16 protein-coding genes are annotated in these 18,374 nt (G+C 71.7%); 3 read left to right on the top strand and 13 right to left on the bottom strand.

Annotation, left to right across the window (positions count from 1 at the left end):
• Positions 1-52 precede the first annotated feature (52 nt).
• The 10 genes from FWJ67_RS07825 to miaB form a co-directional block, all read right to left on the bottom strand.
• Positions 53-430, bottom strand: a complete 378-nt coding sequence (locus FWJ67_RS07825; RefSeq protein ID WP_304171102.1) for a hypothetical protein — start codon at positions 428-430, stop codon at positions 53-55.
• The gene (locus FWJ67_RS07820; protein WP_304171104.1) at positions 423-1,031 is read right to left on the bottom strand and encodes a hypothetical protein; all 609 of its coding nucleotides are present in this window, start codon (positions 1,029-1,031) and stop codon (positions 423-425) included. The genes FWJ67_RS07825 and FWJ67_RS07820 overlap by 8 nt, the downstream gene beginning before the upstream one ends.
• A gap of 37 nt (positions 1,032-1,068) precedes the next feature.
• On the bottom strand, positions 1,069-1,665 hold the full coding sequence (locus tag FWJ67_RS07815) for a GTPase (RefSeq protein ID WP_304171106.1): 597 nt from the start codon (positions 1,663-1,665) through the stop codon (positions 1,069-1,071).
• Positions 1,662-2,564, bottom strand: coding sequence for an AAA family ATPase (locus tag FWJ67_RS07810; RefSeq protein ID WP_414482067.1), 903 nt, complete (start codon positions 2,562-2,564; stop codon positions 1,662-1,664). Before FWJ67_RS07810 ends, FWJ67_RS07815 begins: the two co-directional genes overlap by 4 nt.
• 163 nt (positions 2,565-2,727) lie before the next feature.
• On the bottom strand, positions 2,728-3,201 hold the full coding sequence (locus FWJ67_RS07805) for an HIT family protein (protein WP_304171110.1): 474 nt from the start codon (positions 3,199-3,201) through the stop codon (positions 2,728-2,730).
• The gene (miaA, locus tag FWJ67_RS07800) at positions 3,173-4,192 is read right to left on the bottom strand and encodes a tRNA (adenosine(37)-N6)-dimethylallyltransferase MiaA (protein ID WP_414482068.1); all 1,020 of its coding nucleotides are present in this window, start codon (positions 4,190-4,192) and stop codon (positions 3,173-3,175) included. Before miaA ends, FWJ67_RS07805 begins: the two co-directional genes overlap by 29 nt.
• Entirely contained in the window at positions 4,192-5,019 is an 828-nt protein-coding gene (locus FWJ67_RS07795; protein ID WP_304171112.1) for a class I SAM-dependent methyltransferase, read from the bottom strand. Before FWJ67_RS07795 ends, miaA begins: the two co-directional genes overlap by 1 nt.
• A gap of 2 nt (positions 5,020-5,021) precedes the next feature.
• The gene (mutL, locus tag FWJ67_RS07790) at positions 5,022-6,917 is read right to left on the bottom strand and encodes a DNA mismatch repair endonuclease MutL (protein WP_414482058.1); all 1,896 of its coding nucleotides are present in this window, start codon (positions 6,915-6,917) and stop codon (positions 5,022-5,024) included.
• The gene (mutS, locus tag FWJ67_RS07785) at positions 6,917-9,547 is read right to left on the bottom strand and encodes a DNA mismatch repair protein MutS (protein WP_304171116.1); all 2,631 of its coding nucleotides are present in this window, start codon (positions 9,545-9,547) and stop codon (positions 6,917-6,919) included. The genes mutL and mutS overlap by 1 nt, the downstream gene beginning before the upstream one ends.
• 48 nt (positions 9,548-9,595) lie before the next feature.
• On the bottom strand, positions 9,596-10,957 hold the full coding sequence (miaB, locus tag FWJ67_RS07780; RefSeq protein ID WP_304171118.1) for a tRNA (N6-isopentenyl adenosine(37)-C2)-methylthiotransferase MiaB: 1,362 nt from the start codon (positions 10,955-10,957) through the stop codon (positions 9,596-9,598).
• A 196-nt stretch (positions 10,958-11,153) separates the two neighbouring features.
• On the opposite strand from miaB, the gene FWJ67_RS07775 reads away from it, so the two are divergent.
• The 3 genes from FWJ67_RS07775 (at position 11,154) to FWJ67_RS07765 (ending at position 13,858) form a co-directional block, all read left to right on the top strand.
• Positions 11,154-11,876: a response regulator transcription factor gene (locus tag FWJ67_RS07775; RefSeq protein ID WP_414482059.1), complete on the top strand. Its 723-nt coding sequence runs from the start codon at positions 11,154-11,156 to the stop codon at positions 11,874-11,876.
• 78 nt (positions 11,877-11,954) lie between these two features.
• A complete protein-coding gene (locus tag FWJ67_RS07770; protein ID WP_304171122.1) occupies positions 11,955-12,377 on the top strand; it encodes a hypothetical protein in 423 nt (140 codons plus the stop codon).
• Positions 12,378-12,412: 35 nt separating this feature from the next.
• Entirely contained in the window at positions 12,413-13,858 is a 1,446-nt protein-coding gene (locus FWJ67_RS07765; protein ID WP_414482060.1) for an ATP-binding protein, read from the top strand.
• Here FWJ67_RS07765 and FWJ67_RS07760 read toward each other — a convergent pair.
• From FWJ67_RS07760 to FWJ67_RS07750, 3 genes are all read right to left on the bottom strand, one after another.
• The gene (locus tag FWJ67_RS07760) at positions 13,818-15,785 is read right to left on the bottom strand and encodes a heavy metal translocating P-type ATPase (RefSeq protein ID WP_304171779.1); all 1,968 of its coding nucleotides are present in this window, start codon (positions 15,783-15,785) and stop codon (positions 13,818-13,820) included. The two genes, FWJ67_RS07765 and FWJ67_RS07760, sit on opposite strands and share 41 nt — an antisense overlap.
• Positions 15,786-15,911: 126 nt before the next feature.
• Positions 15,912-17,096, bottom strand: a complete 1,185-nt coding sequence (gene thiI, locus FWJ67_RS07755; protein WP_414482061.1) for a tRNA uracil 4-sulfurtransferase ThiI — start codon at positions 17,094-17,096, stop codon at positions 15,912-15,914.
• A gap of 11 nt (positions 17,097-17,107) precedes the next feature.
• The gene (locus FWJ67_RS07750; RefSeq protein WP_304171775.1) at positions 17,108-18,265 is read right to left on the bottom strand and encodes a cysteine desulfurase family protein; all 1,158 of its coding nucleotides are present in this window, start codon (positions 18,263-18,265) and stop codon (positions 17,108-17,110) included.
• Positions 18,266-18,374: the final 109 nt, after the last annotated feature.

Genomic DNA, 18,374 nt, shown 5'->3' with positions numbered 1-18,374 from the left:
GTGGACGAGAACGGACGGGTCTCGGCTCTGGCTCGGCTCTGCTCAACTTGGCTCAACTTAGCTCGCCCGGCGGAAGGAGGAGCTCAGCCCACCTGGCCCCCTCGCCCGCCGAGCCGACTTGCCCCCGTTCTTCGCCGCACCGGGGCCGAATCCTCCTCTCCGGGGGGAAAGGATGGAGCCCGGGAGGCAGGGCTTCACCCACGGCGGGCCCCGCAGGCTCCGGAGCGCCGGGCGGCGCCCCCTCCAGGCCCGGGGCCCCACGGCCGCAGAGGGGGCATCGTCCCGTCTCCAGGCCCTCCCGCCGGAGCTGGAGCGGGGCGGCCGCCTGCCCCACCCGGAGCCCCCAGGCCGCGCCCACCTGGCCCCCCAGCCAGAAACCCACCGCCAGCCCCAGGAGGAGACACCCTGCCAGCAGGAATCCCTCAGCCACGGGCCCTCCCCCTTCCCCGCCCCTTGACGGCCAGCTCCAGAAAAGCGCCCGCGCCCACGGCCGCCACCGTGAGCCCCGGGGCAAGGCTTAGAGCGGGCAACCCCAGTCCCAGGGCGAGAGCGGGCCAGACGCGCGCCCCCAGCCGCCCCGCCAGGCCTCCGGCGAGCCGACCTCCTCCTGAACGGACTGGGCCAGGGGCGCCATCCACGGCCCAATCGGCGGCCTGGAAGGCCCCCATGAGCAGGAGGGCCCAGAGCCCAACGCCCCCCGGCACCAGGAGCAGGAGGAGGGCGACCGCCCCGATGCTCTCCAGCCAGCCGGGCAGCCGGCTGGGGAGCCGCTCGGTCAAGGCACCGGCCATGCCCCAGGCGTAGGCTGCGAGGAAGAGGGCCGGGCCGTGCTGGGGAAGGAGGAGGGCGGCCAGAGCCAGGCTCGCCCCCGCATAGGCGAGGCTCCCCGGGCCCAACGCGGCGGCCAGGTTGGGCACCTGAGCCGCTGCATCCTCCTCTTGGTCGAGGGCGTCGTCCACCAGCCGGACGGCCAAGCCCGTCAGGACCAGCCCCGCCACCGCGGCCAGCCAGCCGCCCCAGCCCAGGCTCATCTCCCCCCAGGCCTGGACCCGGAGAGCTTCCCAGCCCTCAGAGATGGCGCCGAAGATGGCGCTTCACCTCCTTGAAGCCCAGGCCCGTCCGGGCGGATATGGGAATGAGGGGGACCCCCGGAAAGCGGCGCCGGGCCTCCCGCAGGCCGTCGGCCGCCCCTTCCCGGTCCATCTTGTTGGCCAGGAGCAGGTACCCGCCCCGGGCCCGGCCCAGGTGGTAGAGCTGGAGGTCCACCTCCCCCGGCGCCTCGGGCAGGCCGGGCCGGCCCACGGCGGAGGCGTCCACCATGTGGAGGAGGAGCCCACCCTTCAAGAGGAGACCCAGGGTCTCCACCTGCACCTGACGGACCTCAGGGGCTGGGGGGATCTCGTCGGTCAGGCCCCCGGTGTCCACCAGCTCCAAGCGCCGGGTCCCTTTCCGGCCCCGGATTTCCAGGCTGAGGCGCTGCAGCTCCAGGGTCTGGTGGGGACGATCGCTGACCAGCTCCCGCACCGCCGCCTCCACCGAGGTCCAGTGGGCCTCCTCTCCGGCCCTGGCCAGGCGGACCGCCTCAGCACCCAGGAAGAAGGCGAAACGGAGGCTGAAGAGGGTCTTCCCCACGTTGGGCTTGCCCAGCACCAGGCACCGGGTCACCCGGACCCCTCCAGGAAGTCCTCGGCGGTGAGGAGCATCAGGTCCTCCCGGGAGGTTCGCTCCTGCCGGACCAGGCGGACAGCCTGGCGCCGGATGGCCGCCTCCAGGAGGTTCCGGACCTCCCGGGCGTTGCCGAAGGTGGGGCCCCGCACCAGACGCCGCTCTTCCAGCAGGCGGGCCAGCCGGCGGGGGACGCTGGGGGCCAGCCGGTACTGGCGCTCCGCCGCCATCTGCTGGGCGATCTCCAGGAGCTCTCCGGTGGTGTAGTCGGGGAAGTCGATCTGGATGGGGAAGCGGGAGCGGAGGCCTGGGTTCATTCGCAGGAAAGCCTCCATCTCCGCCCGGTACCCGGCCAGGATGAGGACCAGCTGGTCGCGATGGTCCTCCATCGCCTTCACCAGCGTGTCGACGGCCTCTTTGCCAAAGTCTTTCTCGCCGCCTCGGGCCAGGGCGTAGGCCTCGTCCACGAAAAGGATCCCGCCCATGGCCTTCTTCAGCTGCTCCCGGGTCTTCTGGGCGGTGTGGCCGATGTACTCGCCCACCAAGTCGGCCCGCTCCACCTCCACCAGGTGGCCCTGGGGCAACACACCCAAACCCTTAAAGAGCCGGCCCAGGATGCGGGCGACGGTGGTCTTCCCCGTGCCCGGGTTGCCTGTAAAGACCATGTGGAAGACCAGCGGCTCCACCCGCAGGCCATGGGCCCGCCGTCGCCGCTGGACCTCCACCAGGGCCGCCATCTCCCGGGCCAGCTCGGCCACCTCCCGCAAGCCCGTCAGCTTCCGGAGCTCCTGGAGGGCGCCCTCCACCAAGGCGGGGTCACCGCTGCTGGTCTCCGCCTGCCGCTCCTCGCGCCGGGGCTCCCCCGCGGTGGGGAGGTGGCGCTCCTGCCAGGCGGCCAGCACCTGGTGGGAGGCCAGCTCCCCCCGGGCCAGGCGCGCCAAGAGCTCCTCCCAGCTCTCGGGGTGGTGGGAGTGGGCCACGGTCGCACCCCCGTCCCGTGGTCTTTGGCCCTCCTATCCTATGCGGGGGTGCCTCCGGAGAGGTGCGGACGCCCAGGGCGGGTCAGGGAAACTGGCTGGGCGGGAGCCCGGCGGCCGCTTCCCGGATGCGCCGGGCGTCCTCATCCAGCTCGGCCCGGGTGGGCCGCGGGTCGAGCCGGTTCCAGCTGAGCTGGGGCCCGCCCCCTTCCAGCCGGCGAGGGATCAGGTGGATGTGGAGGTGGAAGACGACCTGCCCGGCGGCCCGGCCGTTGGACTGGACCACGCTGATGCCGTCGGGCCGGTGGCTCTCCCGAAGGGCCAGGGCCATCCGCCGGGCCACCACGAAGAGGTGGCCCGCCACCCGGTCGGGCAGGGCGAACAGGTCGGGCGCGTGCATCCGAGGGATGACCAGCAGGTGGCCCCGGGAGAGGGGGTTGATGTCCATGAAGGCCAGGGCCTGCTCATCCTCGTAGGCGATGCTGGCCGGGGCCTCACCCCGGACGATCTGGCAGAAGATGCAGGACGGGTCATGAGGGTGAGCGGTGGTAGGAGCCATCGCGGTCGCCTCCCGATTGGTGATGATCCGATCCCAAGAGCCGATCCCGCACAAGCCTCTCGAGGACCTCGGCGGCCCGAGCCGGATCGGGGTACGCCTCCAGGTCGATCCAGTGGATCTCGGGATCCCGTCGAAACCAGGTGAGTTGACGCTTGGCGTAGCGGCGGGTGGCCCGCTTCAGGCGCTCCACCGCCTGCTCCAGGCTCTCCTGCCCCTCCAGGTAGGGGAAGAGCTCTTTGTAGGCCAGCGCCTGCAGGGCAGTCTTCTCCCCCGCCCGGCTGGCTCCTGCCGCCCGGACCCGCTCCAGGAGCCGCCGGGCCTCGTCCACGAGCCCGTTGGCCAGCTGCTGGTCCACCCGGGCCTCAATCCGGGCGTACAGCTTCGGGCGGGGGCGGGTGAGGCCGATCTTGAGGGTCCGGTAGGCCGGGGCCGCCTGCTGCCGGGCCTCCCGCTGCAGCTCAGTGATGGGCCGCCCGGTCCGCTCGTACACCTCCAGGGCCCGGATCACCCGGCGCAAGTCCCGGGGGGCAAGCCGCTGGGCGGCCTCCGGATCCACCTGGGCCAGCCGGCGGTACAGGGCCTCGGGCCCCTGCTCCTCCGCTTCCCGGGCCAGCCGGGCTCGGAGTTCCAAGTCCTCCCCCTCATCGGGGAAGAGGAGCGGCTCCAGGACCGCCTGGATGTAGAGGCCTGTGCCGCCGCTCAGGATGGGCAGCTTCCCCCGCCGGTGGATCTCCGCGATGGCCTGTCGGGCCAGGCGCTGGTACCGGGCCACCGTAAACCGCTCCCCCGGATCGGCCACGTCGATGAGGTGGTGGGGGACCCGCTGGCGCTCCGCGGGGGACGGCTTGGCCGTGCCCACATCCAGCCCCCGGTAGACCTGCATGGAGTCGGCCGAGACCACCTCCCCGTCGAGCCGGGGGGCCAGCTCCAGGAGGACCGCGGTCTTGCCCACCGCGGTCGGTCCCACCACCACCAGCAGGGGGGCGCCCATCACGGCAGGGCCTCCCAGATACCGTAGGCGACCCGGCCCGAGCGCCGCCCTTCCACGTGCTGGGCGCCCAGCTCCTCGAACACGGGGCTCCCCTTGCGCTCCTTGAGCACCACCCGCCGCCGGGCGACCCGCCGGGCCTGGGCGATCACCTCCGGGGTGACCGGTCGGGGATCGGCCAGGAGCCGCCAAGGGGCCATGGGGGCCGACTGGGCCACCGGGTCCCGGAACATGGGGTCGAAGTAGATGACGTCGAAGCTCTTGGCCTCCGCCTGGGCCAGGAAAGAGCCGTGGTCCGTGTGGAGGATCTCAATCCGCCGCATCGCCTCCTCCACCGCCGGGATGGGTCCCTGGTAGTGGGCCATCCCCCACCGGGTCAGCGCGGCCAGCTCCCGGACCGACTCCAGCCCCACCACCCGTCCCTGGGGGCCCACCACGAAGGAGGCGACGATGGCATCGGAGCCAACCCCCACCGTCGCGTCCAAGACGCTCATCCCCGGCTCCAGGCCCATGGCCCGCACCATGGGGTCCGAGCCGCCCCGGAGCAGGCCCTTCACCCTCTGGACGGAGGTGCTGGGGTGGAAGAAGAGCCGCTCCGGCTGCCGCCCCGCCCGAGCGACCCAGAGGGTCAGGTGCTCTCGGTTGACCACCAGGACCGCCTCATACTGGCCGCCGGCGAGCCAGTGGTCCAGGCTCTGCCGGCGAGGTTCGAAGGGCACCCCCAGCTCCGCGGCCAGGGCCCGGGCGACCTCCTCCTCTTGGGACCGGGCCTGACGGGAGGTGGTGACACAGCTCCGCCAGGCGACCTTGGCCTCTGCCGTTGCTTCCATGCTCACCCTCTTCGCCCGAACCTCCTTTCCAGATCGCTCCAGGGATGGGAGAGGGCCGTCGGCCGGCCGTGGGGGCAGGTGAAGGGGACGTCGGTGGCAGCCAGGTCCTGCAGGAGCCGGTCCATCTGCTCTTGGGTGAGGGCATCCCCCGCCTTCACCGCCGCCTTGCAGGCGAGCAAGGCCAGAACCCGGTCGGGCTGGCGCCGGCCTTCCCGCTGCCACAGCTCCAGGAGCTCATCCACCGCCGCCTCCAGGCGGCCGCCGTCGGCGAGACCGGCCAGGTGGACGGGCAGGGCCGTCACCCGCAGGCTGTGGCGGCCGAAGGGTTCCAGGCCGAAGCCCAGCTGGGCCAGTTCCTCCCGGCTCTCCCAGAAGAGCTCGAAGCGTTCCGGCCCCAGCTCCAAGGGGATGGGCACCAGGAGAGGCTGCTGCACCGGCGGCTCAGAACCCGCTCGCCGGAGGCGGTCGAAGAGGATCCGCTCGTGGGCCGCGTGCTGGTCGATCAGCCAGAGCCCGTCGTCCGCCTCGGCCACCAGGTAGGTCCGCCCCAGCTGGCCCAACACCCGGCAGGTGCGGAGCAGGCGGCGGAAGGCCTGGGTCTCATCGGGCGGCAGCTCCTTCCCCGCCCCAGCCGCTCCCGCCTCCCGCTCCCCCCCGGGCTCCGGCACGGCGAGCGTCGCCGGCAGAGCAACCTCGTCCACCCCGGCCGCCGCGGCCACCTCGGGGCCCGGGGCGGCCCGTCTCCAGCCCTCCGTCGCCCCCACGGCGGGAGCGACGTCCCGCACCTCGCCGGGGAAGAGCCGCCCCGTCTCGTAGAGGCTCGCCCGATCGGGACGGCCCCCGTCCAGGCCCTGCCCGGCCCCGGCCTCTCCCTCCCATTCCACCCGCACCAGCCGCCGGCCCAGGTTGGCGCCCGCCAGCCGCTCCCGGACCGCCCGGACCACCAGGCCGAAGAGCTCCCGCTCCCGGCGAAGCCGCACCTCGGTCTTGGCCGGGTGGACGTTGACGTCCACCTCCGCCGGGTCCAGGCCCACGTGGAGAATGAAGACGGGGTACTGCCGGGTCATGAGCAGGCCCTCATAGCCCCGCTCCACCGCCGCGCCCAGAGGCGAGCTGTGCACCCACCGCCGGTTGATGAAGAGGTGCTGGCCGCTCCGGTCCCGGCGGGCCATGTCGGGCGGGCCCAGGAAACCCGAGAGGGTGATGCCCGCCCCGTCCGCCTCCAGCTCGATCAGGCGCCGGGCCCTCTCCCGGCCGAAGACGGCCGCCACCGCCTCCCGAGGATCCCCGTCCCCTGACGTTCGCAGGCTCTCCCGCCCCTCCACCCAGAGCTCGAACGCAACCTCCGGGTAGGCCAGGGCCATCTCGGTCACCACCGCCACCGCCCGGCGCCGTTCGGTGGCCGTCGTCTTCAGGAACCGGAGGCGGGCGGGGGTGTTGAAGAAGAGGTCCCGGACCTCCACCTCCGTCCCCTCAGGCCCGCCAGCGGGGGCGAGAGCCTGAAACCGGCCGCCCTCCCAGGTGATGACCGCCCCTTCCGCGGTCCCCCGGGGCCGGGAGCGGAAGCGGACCCGAGCCACGGCCCCAATGCTGGGCAAGGCTTCCCCGCGAAAGCCCAAGCTGGTGATGGCGTCCAGATCCTCAGGCCGGTGAATCTTGCTGGTGGCATGCCGTTCGAAGACCAGAGGGAGCTGGTCCGCAGGCACCCCCATCCCGTCGTCCAAGACCCGGATCCGGGTCTTGCCCCCCTCCTCCAGCTCCACCCGGATCCGGCGGGCTCCGGCGTCCAGGGCGTTCTCCACCAGCTCCTTCACCACCGAGGCGGGCCGCTCCACCACCTCGCCGGCGGCGATCCGGTTGACCAGCTGGTCGTCCAGCCGCCTGATGACGGGCCCCATCAGCCTTGCCGCCCCCTCAGGACCAGCCGCTTCAGCCGGTCCAGCTCCTGAATGGCCTCCAGCGGGGTCATGCTCTCCACTTGGAGCTCCTCCAGGCGCCGCAGGGCCGCCAGGGCATGCTCGTCCACCTCAGGGGCGCCGTCGTGGGCCGTCGCCGCCTCGAAGAAGGCGAGCTGCTCCACCGCCGGCGTGGGCGCATGGGCCGCCAGGTGCTTGAGGAGCTGGCGGGCCCGCTGGATGATCTCTGGGGGCATCCCCGCCATCCGGGCCACGTTCACCCCGTAGCTCCGGTCCGTCCCGCCGGGGCGGACCTGCCGGAGGAAGACCACCCGGCCCCGGTCCTCCCGGACGGCCACGTGGAGGTTGTACGCGGCCGGCAGCCGGCCCTCAAGGGCGGTCAGCTCGTGGTAGTGGGTGGACATGAGGGTCCGGCAGCCGATCCGGTCGTGGAGGTACTCGGCGAAGGCTTGGGCCAGGGCCAGGCCGTCGTAGGTGCTGGTCCCCCGCCCCAGCTCGTCCACCACCACCAGGCTCCGCTGGGTGGCCAGGCGGGCGATCCGGGCCGCCTCCGTCATCTCCACCATGAAGGTGGAACGGCCCCCCGCCAGATCGTCGGAAGCCCCCACCCGGGTGAAGATCCGGTCCACCAGACCGATCTCCGCCGCCTTCGCGGGAACAAAGCTCCCCATCTGGGCCATGAGGACGATGAGGGCCACCTGGCGGAGGTAGGTGGACTTCCCGGCCATGTTGGGGCCGGTGATGATCAACAGCCGCCGGTCGTCGTCCAGCTCGCAGTCGTTGGGCACGAAGGCCTCCTGCCCCGGCTGGGCCTCCACCACCGGGTGGCGGCCGGCCTCGATCCAGATCCGCCCCCGGGTGGTGATGCGGGGCCGCACATAGCCCCGCTGCCGGGCCACTTCCGCCAGGGAGGCTAGGGCATCCAGCCGGGCCACCCGGCGGGCCGCCGCCTGAAGGGTGGCCACCTCCTGGGCGGCCCGGTCCCGGAGCTGGACAAAGAGCTCGTACTCCAGCTCCACCAGCCGCTCTTCCGCGCCCAGGACTTGGCTCTCGTGCTCCTTCAGCTCCGGGGTGATGAACCGCTCCGCGTTGGCCAGGGTCTGGCGCCGCTGGTACTCCTCGGGCACCAGGTTCAGGTTGGGCTTGGTCACCTCAATGTAGTACCCGAACACCTTGTTGAAGCCCACTTTCAGGGACTTGATCCCTGTCCGCTCCCGCTCCCGCTGCTCCAACTCCTGGATGAAGCGCTTGCCCCCCGCGCGCAGGTCCCGCAGCCGGTCCACCTCCGGGGAGTAGCCAGGGCGGATCAGGCTCCCTTCCCGGACCGTCACCGGGGGGTCGTCCACCAAGGCCGCGTCGATGGTCTCCCGGAGCAGCTCCAGCCGGTCCAGATCCACCGCCCCGGTCCCGCCCGGCTCCTGGCTCCCGGGGAGGCTGGCGGCCAGCTCCCAGATCCGGGGCAGGCGGGCCAGGGATCGGGCGAGGGCCACCAAGTCCCGGGCGTTGGCCGTGCCGTAGGCGATCCGTCCGGCCAGCCGCTCCAGGTCGTGCACCCCGTCCAGCTGGGTCCGGAGCTCGTAGAGCCGCTCCGGATCCTGGACCAGGGCCTCCACCCCGTCCAGCCTGGCCTCGATGGCCTGGCGGTCCCGCAGGGGCTCCAGGATCCACCGGCGCAGCAGCCGGCCGCCCATGGCGGTCACCGTCTGGTCCAGCACCTCCAGGAGGGTGCCCCGCCGGCCCCCGTCCCGGAGGTTGTGGACCAGCTCCAGAGCCCGCCGGCACTCCCGGTCCAGGATCAGCCCCGCCTCGGGGGTGTACACCCGCACGCCGGTGACGTGGCTCAGGCTGATCTTCTGAGTCTCCTGCGCATACTGGAGGGCGGCTCCAGCGGCGGCCACCGCGGCGGGCCACTCCTCCAAGCCGAAAGCCTCCAGCGAGGTGACGCCAAAGTGCTCCAGGAGCCGTTCCCGGCCGGACTCGGGCCGGAAGGAGCGCTCGTCCAGGAGGGTGAGCGCGCCGGGACGGCCGTCGAAGAACGCGGTCAAGTGGGGGTCGCCCTCAAGGGCGGGCGGGATGAGGCACTCCGCGGGCTCCAGCCGGGCCAGCTCGTCGAGGAGGGCGCTTTCCGCCTCCTCCCCCACCAGCTGGGTGGCCCGAAAGTCGCCGGTGGAGACGTCCAGGCTGGCCAGGCCGAGGATGAGGGAACGGCCCCGGCCGTGCCTGGAGACCGCGACCAGGTAGTGGTTCTCTTTCCGCTCGAGGGAGCCCTCGACCAGGGTGCCGGGCGTCACCACCCGGGTGACCTCCCGGTGCATCACCCCGCGGCCCGGGGACCGGCCCTCCACCTGGTCACAGACGGCCACCTTGTAGCCCGCTTCCACCAGCTTCTGGAGGTACCCCTCCACCGCGTGGTAGGGGACGCCGCACATGGGGATCCGCTCGCCTCCGCCCCGGTCCCGGGAGGTGAGGACGATCTCCAGGACCCGGGAGGCGATCTCCGCGTCCTCGCCAAACATCTCGTAGAAGTCACCCAGGCGGAACATCAGGATGCAATCGGGGTACTCGGCTTTGATGGCCTCGTACTGGCGGAAGAGTGGTGTCGGTTCAGCCACGGGTGACCCTCCGATCGACTGGCAGCGGGTTGGCCCCGGAGCGGGCGGTCAGACGGCGGCAGCCACCCTCGAGTGGGTCAACACCCCTTCCAGGGTGAAGGTCTGGGCCCCCGTCACCGTGACCCAGGCGAACTGGCCCACCAGGGAGGGGTCGCCCGGGAAGACCACAATCTTGTTGGTCCGGGTCCGGCCGACGAGCTTGCCCGGCTCCTTTGGGGACTCCTCCTCCACCAGGACCTCCATCTCCTGGCCGACCAGCGCCTGATTCCGCTCCAGGGTGATCCGGTTCTGCAGATCGATGAGGCGGTAGATCCGGTCCTTGGCCACGTCCTCGGGCACCCACTGCTCCATGGGGAAGCGGGTGGCGGGGGTGCCGATCCGGGGCGAGTAGATGAAGGTAAAGGCGCCGTCGAAGCGGACCTCCTCCACCAGGCGCAGGGTCTCCTGGAAGTCCTCCTCGGTCTCGCCGGGGAAGCCGACGATCAGGTCGGTGGTGATGGCGATCCCCGGCACCGCCTCCCGGATCCGGGCGACCAGCTCCAGGTACTGCTCCCGGGTGTACTGGCGGCCCATCCGCTTCAGGGTCCGGTTGCTCCCGGCCTGGACGGGCAGGTGGAGGTGCTCGCACACCTTCTCGTTCTCGGCCAAGGCCCGGATCAGCCTGGGGGTGATGTGCTTGGGGTGGGAGGTGGTGAAGCGGATCCGCCCGATCCCCCGGACCCGGTTGACCTGGTAGAGGAGGCCGGCAAAGTCCACATCGCCCAGGTCGTTACCGTAGGCGTCGACGGTCTGGCCCAGGAGGGTGACCTCCCGGTACCCCTGGGCGGCCAGCTCCCGGATCTCGGCCAGGATCGCCTCCGGGCGCCGGCTCCGCTCCCGCCCCCGGGTGGTGGGGACGATGCAGTAGGTGCAGTGCTCGTTGCACCCGTAGATGACGGTAACGAACGCCTTAAAGGGGTTGAGCCGCTGGACGGGAAGGCCCTCCACCACGTCGCCTTCCTCATGCCAGACCTCGATCACCCGCTCGCCCGCCTCCACCCGCTGGAGAAGCTCAGGCAGCTGGTGGATGTTCATGGTGCCGAAGACCAGGTCCACGTGGGGCAGGGTCTCCGCGATCCGCTGGCGCTCCGCCCGCTGCTGGGGCATGCAGCCGCAAATGCCGATCTTGAGCCAGGGCTTCTTGGCCTTCAGCTCCTTGAGGAGGCCGACCCGGCCGTACACCTTCCGCTCGGGATTCTCCCGCACGGAGCAGGTGTTGAAGAGGATTAGGTCCGCCTCGTCTGTCCTGTCGGTCATGGTGTAGCCCATGTGGACCAGAAGGCCCCGCATGGTCTCGGCATCCCGCTCGTTCATCTGGCACCCGAAGGTGATGATTTGGGCCTTCCGCCCCTCACCGAGCCGAGTCGCCATTGATTGCGCCACAAGCATCACCCCCGGCCCTCTGGCCCTAGGATCCTCCCCATGCACCGCATCATTATAGCATAGGGTCTCACAAAGCCGCCAGGCCAGCGACGGGGGCGCTCTTGCACCCCAGGGAGCGGTGGACTACCCTGGAAGGGCGGAAGGTGGATCGCCCCTCCGAACCGGGACCTCCAAGGACGATGCCATGGCCAAGATTCTCGTTGTGGAAGACGACTACGCCCTCGCCCGGTTGGTGGAAGCCTACTTGATCCAGGCAGGCCACACCGTCCTGCGGGCCGAGACCGGCGAGGAAGCCCTCGCCTTGTGGGAGCAGGAGAAGCCCGATGCGCTGATCCTGGACCTGATGCTGCCCGGCATGAGCGGTGAGGAGGTCTGCCGACAGATCCGGGCCCGGTCGGCCGTGCCCATCCTGATGCTCACGGCCAAGGAGAGTGAGGATGACCGGGTGGCCGGCTTCCGCCTGGGGGCGGATGATTACGTGGTCAAACCCTTTCTGCCGCGGGAGCTGGTGGCCCGGGTGGAGGCCCTCCTGCGCCGTGCCCACGGTGAGTGGGGCTACCCGCCCCCCCTCAACCGGGGCCCTTTCCGAGTCGATCCCAGCGCCCGACGGGCCTGGGTGAACGGCGAGGAGGTCTTCCTGACCCCCACCGAGTTCCGGCTGCTGGAGATCCTCCTGGAACGGTCGGGTCAAGCGGTGCCCCGTAGTGTCCTGGTTCAGGCCCTCTTCCAGGGATGGGCCGACTCCACGGCCCTTTCGGTCCACATTCACCGCCTGCGCCAGAAGATTGAGCCCGAGCCTTCCCGTCCCCGGTACATCAAGACGGTCCATGGCGTGGGCTACCGCCTGGATGCCGATGATGGCCCCCCCAAGCCTCCCTCCGACGGCGAGACCTTCATCTTTCCTTAAGATCCGTTCCGCTATCCTCGAAGCAGATCAGAGGCGGGCCCGCGGGCGCCTGCCCACGGTGGCAAGGAGGGAACGACGGTGAACGTCCGTCTTCGCGTTCTGCTGGGGGCGGTGGTCCTGGTCGGAGCCTTGTCGGTCGCCTCCCCGATCCTGGGGGCCCAGGCGGACCTCCCGGCGGCGGATGGGCTCCCCGGCCGGGCCAGGGGCGCAGCCCTTCTTGAGCGGTGGACGAGCTTGACCGACGAGGAACGGGCCACCCTTCAGGATGCTTGGAACGATGTCTTGGAGGCCCGGGTGGCGTACCTGCGCCAGCTGGTTCAGTTGGGGTTGATCCCCGAAGCGGTGGGCGAAGCCCGGATCCAGCGGATCACGGCCTGGAAGGAGGCCGTGGGGCGCTGGGGCCCCTGGCCCTGCCTGAGGCCGGGGCGGGCTCCGGGCGCCCACCCTCGGTGGGGCCACCCTGGCCCCGGATGGGGAGGCAGGATGGGCCGGGGCCGGTAAGGTCCCGGCCGTTTCTCCTCAGGGAGGTGCGTGGGGTGGGTCGCCGTTGGAAAAGGGCTGGCCTTCGGGGCCAGCTCCTCCTGTACAGCCTGCTCATCGTCACCCTGGCCGTCGGGCTCGCCTGGGGAGGGACCCGGTATGCGCTCCACCGGGCCTTCAACGCGTACAGAACCCAGGCTGTCACAGGCCAGGTGGAAGCCACCGCCGAAGCCGCCGCCGAGCTCCTCCTCCAGGGGGGCGGCCAGGCGCGAAACCTCCTCGCCCTCTCCCGGGTCACCTCCACCCGGATCCGCTGGCTTGATGCGGATGGGACCATCCGCTTCGATACGGGCAGCCCATCAAGCCTGGGGGGCGGACCCCGGGGCCCGCTGGGCCGCTGGGGCCCGATGCGGGCCGCCCGCCTGGCTCGGGTGGAAGGAGAGGCTCTGACCCGGACCCTGCCGGGGACCCTCGGTCAGGTGGAAGTCCGCCCGGTGGGCGTGCGAGGGGTGTTCCAGCCCCGGGACGTGGCCTTCCGGGAGGAGATCGACCGCGCCCTCCTTCTGGCCGCTCTGGCCGCCCTCGGGCTCGCGGCCGCCGCGTCCTGGGTGGGCGCCCGAGTCGTCGGCCGCCCCATCGAACGGATGAGCGAGGCGATCCGAGCCCTCCCCAGCCACCTCCCCGACCCGGTGCCCGAAGAGGGACCGGCCGAGGTGCGGAGCCTGGCCCGGGGCCTCAATGCCATGAACCGGCGGATCCACCGCTTGGAACGGCTCCGCCGCGAGAGCCAAGGGGCGGTGGCCCACCAGCTGCGCACACCCTTGGCCGCCCTGAAAGGGTATCTGGCCGCCCTCCGCGACCAGGTGGTGCCCCCCGAGGAGGCCTTGGAGCAGATGGAGCGGGCCGTCCTTCGCCTCGACCGGCTGGCCGATGAGCTGGGACGGCTCAACCGGGCTGAGCGGCTGGAGCTGGGGCTGGCACTGGAAGGGATCGCCTGGGACCAGTTCCTGGCCCAGGCGGCTGAGGACTGGCGCCTGATGGCGGAAGGGGCAGGGGTGCGCTTAAACGTCAGCCTTCCGCCCCCGGTGACCGTCGAAGGCGATCCCGAAGCCCTGGCCGAAGCGGTGGGGAACATCGTGGAGAACGCGGTGCGCTACACGCCCCAGGGCGGTGAGGTCGTCCTCCGCGGCGGTGCAGACGCCGCCTTCGTCTGGCTGGAGGTGGAGGACAGCGGGCCAGGCATTCCCCCAGAGGACCGGCCCTTCATCTTTGAGCGCTTCTACCGGGGCCAGGAGGCCTCCCGGCTGGATCCCCACGGGACCGGCATCGGCCTGCCCATCGCCCGCCAGCTGATCGAAGCCCACGGCGGGACCCTGGAGTTGGCTTCGGCGGGTCCTGGCAGCCTCTTCCGCATCCGGCTGCCCCGGCGCTCCGCTCCCCGTCAGGGGACGGGCGGGGAGGTCAGGCCTCGCCCTTCCAGCCCAGGATCCGCAGGCCGTTGAGGGCGACGAGGACCGTGCTGCCCTCGTGGCCCAGGACCCCCAAAGCCAGGGGCAGATCGGCCGTGAGGGTGAGAAGCACCAGCACGCCGATGACCCCGAAGGCAATGGCCAGGTTCTGCCGCACCCGCCGCATGGTGTGGCGGGCCAGCGCGTGCATCTCCACCAGGCCTGCGAGCCGATCGCCCATGAGGACCACATCCGCCGTCTCCAGGGCCACGTCCGTCCCGGCCGCGCCCATGGCGACGCCCACGTCGGCGGCCGCCAGGGCAGGGGCATCGTTCACCCCGTCGCCCACCATGGCCGTCCGCTTCCGGCTCTTCAGCTCCCGGATGACCGCCTGCTTCTCCTCGGGGAAGAGCTCCGCCCGAACCTGATCGAGCCCCACCTGGGCGGCGATGGCGTGGGCGACGGCGGTGTTGTCGCCGGTCAGCATGATCACATCCTGCACGCCCGCAGCCCGGAGGCGCTGGATCGCCTCGGCCGCGCCCGGTCGAACCTCATCCACCACCCCGATGAGGCCCAGGAGCTCCATCCCCGCCCCGTCGGGGGTCGTCGAGCGGCCCACCAGGACCACGGTGGTGCCCCCCTGCTCCAGACGAGCCCGCTCCGTCTCCACCCTTTCGGGCAGGGCCGCCACCCTCTGGAAGAGCCGGGGCGAGCCCACCCAGACCCACCATCCCTGAACATGGCCCCGCACCCCCAGGCCGGGCAGGGCCTCTACCTGGGTGGCCACCCCGTCCAGACCCAGCCGGTCCGCGGCGGCCACAATCGGCTGGGCCAGCGGGTGCTCCGAGACCCGCTCCACCGCCCCGGCCAAGGTGAGGAGCTCCGCCTCCCCGCCGGGGGTGAGGGGGATGACGGCGGTCACCCGGGGCTTGCCGGTGGTCAGGGTGCCCGTCTTGTCGAAGGCGATGGCCTCGATCGCTGCTGCCCGTTCCACCGCGGCGCCCCCCTTGAAGAGGAAGCCCCGCCGGGCGCCCCGGGCGATGGCCGAGAGAAAGGCGGGCGGCGCGGCCATGACCACCGCACAGGGCGAGGCGACCACCATGAGCACCATGGCCCGGTAGAAGCTCTCCCGCAGGGGCGTCCCCCAGGCCAGGGGAAGGAGGATGGCCAGCGCCGTCATCCCCAGGACCACCCAGGCGTACCGTTGCTCCAGCTGCTCCATGCGGCTCTGGGTCTGGGCCTTCTGCTCCTGGGCTTCGGCCACCTGGCGGACGATCCGGGCCAGGGTTGTCTCCGAGGCGGGCCGGGTCACCTCCACCCAGAGGGCGCCCAGCTGGTTGAGGGTGCCGGCGAAGACCGGATCGCCGGGCCCCTTCTCCACCGGAATGGACTCGCCGGTGATGGTCGCCTGGTCCACCGCGGAGCGCCCCTCCACCACCCGGCCGTCCACGGGGATCAGCTCCCCAGGCCGGATCACCACCCGCTGGCCGGGCAGGACCTGCTCCACAGGCAGCTCCCGCTCCTGCCCCACCTCATCCACCACCCGGGCCGTCTGGGGATGGAGCCTCATGAGGGCCTCGACCGACCGCTTGGTCCGCTCCAGGGCATGCTCCTGGAGGGCATTGCTGAGGGAGAAGAGGAAGAGGAGGCCCGCGCCTTCCATGGCCTGGCCGATGGCGGCGGCACCCAGGGCGGCCAGGACCATCAAGAGGTCCACGTCGATCACCCGGTCACGCAGCGCCCCCAAAGCCTGCCAGGTCGCCCGAAGGCCGCCGGCCAGGTAGGCCCCCACCAAAAGGGCCCCCCGGAGGGACCCGGCGGGGACCAAGGCGGCCACGCCCAGGAGGAGCAGGGCGAGGCCCGGCTCGATGAAGCGGTTGAAGCGCGCCAGGTTCAGGGAGAGGCTGGGGCGGGGCTCGGGCGGCGCCTCCCCCCGGGGAAGGCTCGCCAGACCAGGGCGGAGGACGGGATCGGCCACCATGGACAGCACCTCCGTAATACTTCCTCGTTTCAAAGACTCATTCTAGATTACGAGGACATTCTACCACGGTGCCGGTCTCTGTCAAGAGTCGGAACGGCTTCCACCGCTGGCCTGCAGCAAGGAGGGTCAGGAAGGGGCAACCATCACCGGCTGGGCGTGGTGCTCCTCCAGCTCGGTGCCCGCCACCGCCTCCTCCACCAGCTCCTCGACGGGCAGGGCGGCCTCCGCCGCCTCCACCTCGTCCAGCCGGGGGTGGGTGGCGGGGTGTTCGGGCACGAAGAGGGTGCAGCAGTCTTCATAGGGCCGGATGGAGATGGCGTAGGTGCCGATCTCCTCCGCCTTCTGGATGATCTCCGCCTTGTCCAGACCGACCAGGGGCCGGAGGACCGGCAGGTCGGTGACAGGGTTGATGGCCGCCAGGCTCTCGATGGTCTGGGAGGCCACCTGGCCCACGCTCTCGCCCGTCACCAGCGCGGCGAGGCCATCCCGCCGGGCCAGCCGGTCCGCGATGCGGTACATCATCCGGCGCATGACGGTCATGGAGAGCTCCGCGGGCACGTGCTTCCGGATGGCTGTCTGGGTCCGGGTGAAGGGGACCACGTAGAGGGGCAGCCGGCCGCCCCAGAGGGCCAGCACATCCGAGAGGTCCTGCACCTTCTGAAGGGAGCGGGGGCTGGTGAAGGGCGGGCTGTGGAAGTGGATGGCCCGGAGGGGCACCCCCCGCTTCATCATGTACCAGCCGGCCACGGGGCTGTCGATCCCTCCCGAGAGCAGCAGGAGGGCGGGGCTGCTCACCCCCACCGGCAGGCCGCCGGGCCCCGGCACATCCCGGACATAGACGTAGGCGTGCTTCTCCCGAATCTCCAGCCGGACCCGGATCTCAGGCTGGTGCAGGTCCACGGTGAGCCCCTCCACCTGGCGGAGCAGGCGGGCGCCCAGCTCCCGGTTGAGCTCCATGGAGTTGAGGGGGAAGGCCTTGTTGGCCCGCCGGGCCTCCACCTTGAACCGGACCGGCCGGCGCTCCTCTGCCACCAGCCGGACGGCGGCCTCCGCCATGGCGTCGAGCTCCAAGGGGGTCTCCACAGCCGGGTGAAAGGCGACCACCCCGAAGACCCGCCGGAGCCGCTCCAGGGCGGCGGCCGTCTCGCCCGCCGGGTCGATGAAGATCCGGCCATGGCTGCGGAAGACCCGGATGCCTGGCAGATGGGCCAGAGCATCCCGCAGGTTCTGGACCAGGCGACCCTCGAAGGCCGGCCGGTTGTCCCCCTTCAAGCCGATCTCACCGTAACGGACCAGGATGAGCTCCCGCACAACCCTTCCCCCTATTCCCCCATGAGGGCCCGCAAGGCCTCCACCTGGCGGACCACCGCTTCGATGGCCGCCTCCACCTCCGCCTCCTGGGTCTTGGGCGAGAGGCTGAGCCGGATGGCCCCCTCCCGCCACCGCTCCGGCTCCCCTAAGGCCACCAGCACGTGACTGGTGGCCTGGCGCCGGGAAGAGCAGGCGGACCCGGTGGAGACGTAGACCCCCTCCGCCTCCAAGGCATGGACCAGCACTTCGCCCCGGATCCCCTCAAAGGCCAGGTTCAGGATGTGGGGCGCGGCGTGGTCATCCTCGGGACCCAAGCGGCGGGCGCCCGGCACCCGCCGGAGGATCTCCTCCTCCAGCCGCCGGCGCAAAGCCCGGACCCGCTCCGCCTCCTCCCGCCAGGCGAGGGCCAGCTCGGCCGCCCGGCCGAAGCCGACGATCCCCGGCACGTTTTCGGTGCCTGGCCGGAGGTCCCGCTCCTGGCCGCCTCCCCAGACCAGGGGGATCAGATGGACCCCCGGCCGGACCCAGAGGGCCCCCACCCCCTTGGGGCCGTGGATCTTGTGGGCGCTCACGGTCAGAAGGTCACAGCCCCACGCCCGGGGGGTCACCCGGGTGAGGCCCACCGCCTGGACGGCATCCACATGGAAGAGGGCCTCGGGCCGCCGCTCCTTCACCACCCGGATCAGATCCTCCACCGGCTGGAGGGTCCCCACCTCGTTGTTCACCCGCATGACGCTGACCAAGACCGTGTCGGGCCGGACCCGCTCGGCCAGCACCTCCGGCAGGACCCGGCCTTCCCGGTCAACGGGGATCTCCTCCACCTCGAAACCCTCGTCGGCCAGGCGCCGGGCCGCCTCCCGCACCGACGGGTGCTCCACCGCGCTCACCAAGACGTGCCGGCCCCGCCGGGCCAGGGCCCGGGCCCCGCCCAGGACGGCCAGGTTGTTCGCCTCGGTCCCGCCGGAGGTGAAGGTGATCTCCTCGGGGGCCGCCTCCACCAGGCGAGCCACCTGCCGGCGGGCCTCCTCCACCCGCCGCTCCGCTTCGAGGCCCAGGGCATGAAGGGAGGAAGGGTTCCCAAACTGGTCCCCCTCCATCACCTCCACCATGGCCTCCACCACCCGGGGATCGGGCGGGGTGGTCGCACTGTGATCCAGGTACGCGCGCACGGGACCGCCTCCCTGCTGGCCCTAGCCTGCCCAGGCATTGTAACACGAAGCCCGGTCGGCGAACCAGACCGGGCCCCCCGGCCAGGTCCGGGCGGGGCGGCCCGGACCC

The sequence above is a fragment of the Limnochorda sp. genome, assembly GCF_047459355.1.
Classification (GTDB): Bacteria; Bacillota; Limnochordia; order Limnochordales; family Limnochordaceae; genus Limnochorda.
This window is presented reverse-complemented; position numbering and strand designations above follow the sequence as displayed.

Coding starts and splice junctions, on each gene's coding strand:
- FWJ67_RS07795 (WP_304171112.1), bottom strand. CDS start 5,019: ATGGAAGCAACGGCAGAGGCCAAGGTCGCCTGGCGGAGCTGTGTCACC.
- miaB (WP_304171118.1), bottom strand. CDS start 10,957: ATGGCGACTCGGCTCGGTGAGGGGCGGAAGGCCCAAATCATCACCTTC.
- FWJ67_RS07760 (WP_304171779.1), bottom strand. CDS start 15,785: ATGGTGGCCGATCCCGTCCTCCGCCCTGGTCTGGCGAGCCTTCCCCGG.
- FWJ67_RS07775 (WP_414482059.1), top strand. CDS start 11,154: ATGGCCAAGATTCTCGTTGTGGAAGACGACTACGCCCTCGCCCGGTTG.
- FWJ67_RS07805 (WP_304171110.1), bottom strand. CDS start 3,201: ATGGCTCCTACCACCGCTCACCCTCATGACCCGTCCTGCATCTTCTGC.
- FWJ67_RS07820 (WP_304171104.1), bottom strand. CDS start 1,031: ATGAGCCTGGGCTGGGGCGGCTGGCTGGCCGCGGTGGCGGGGCTGGTC.
- miaA (WP_414482068.1), bottom strand. CDS start 4,192: ATGGGCGCCCCCCTGCTGGTGGTGGTGGGACCGACCGCGGTGGGCAAG.
- mutL (WP_414482058.1), bottom strand. CDS start 6,917: ATGGGGCCCGTCATCAGGCGGCTGGACGACCAGCTGGTCAACCGGATC.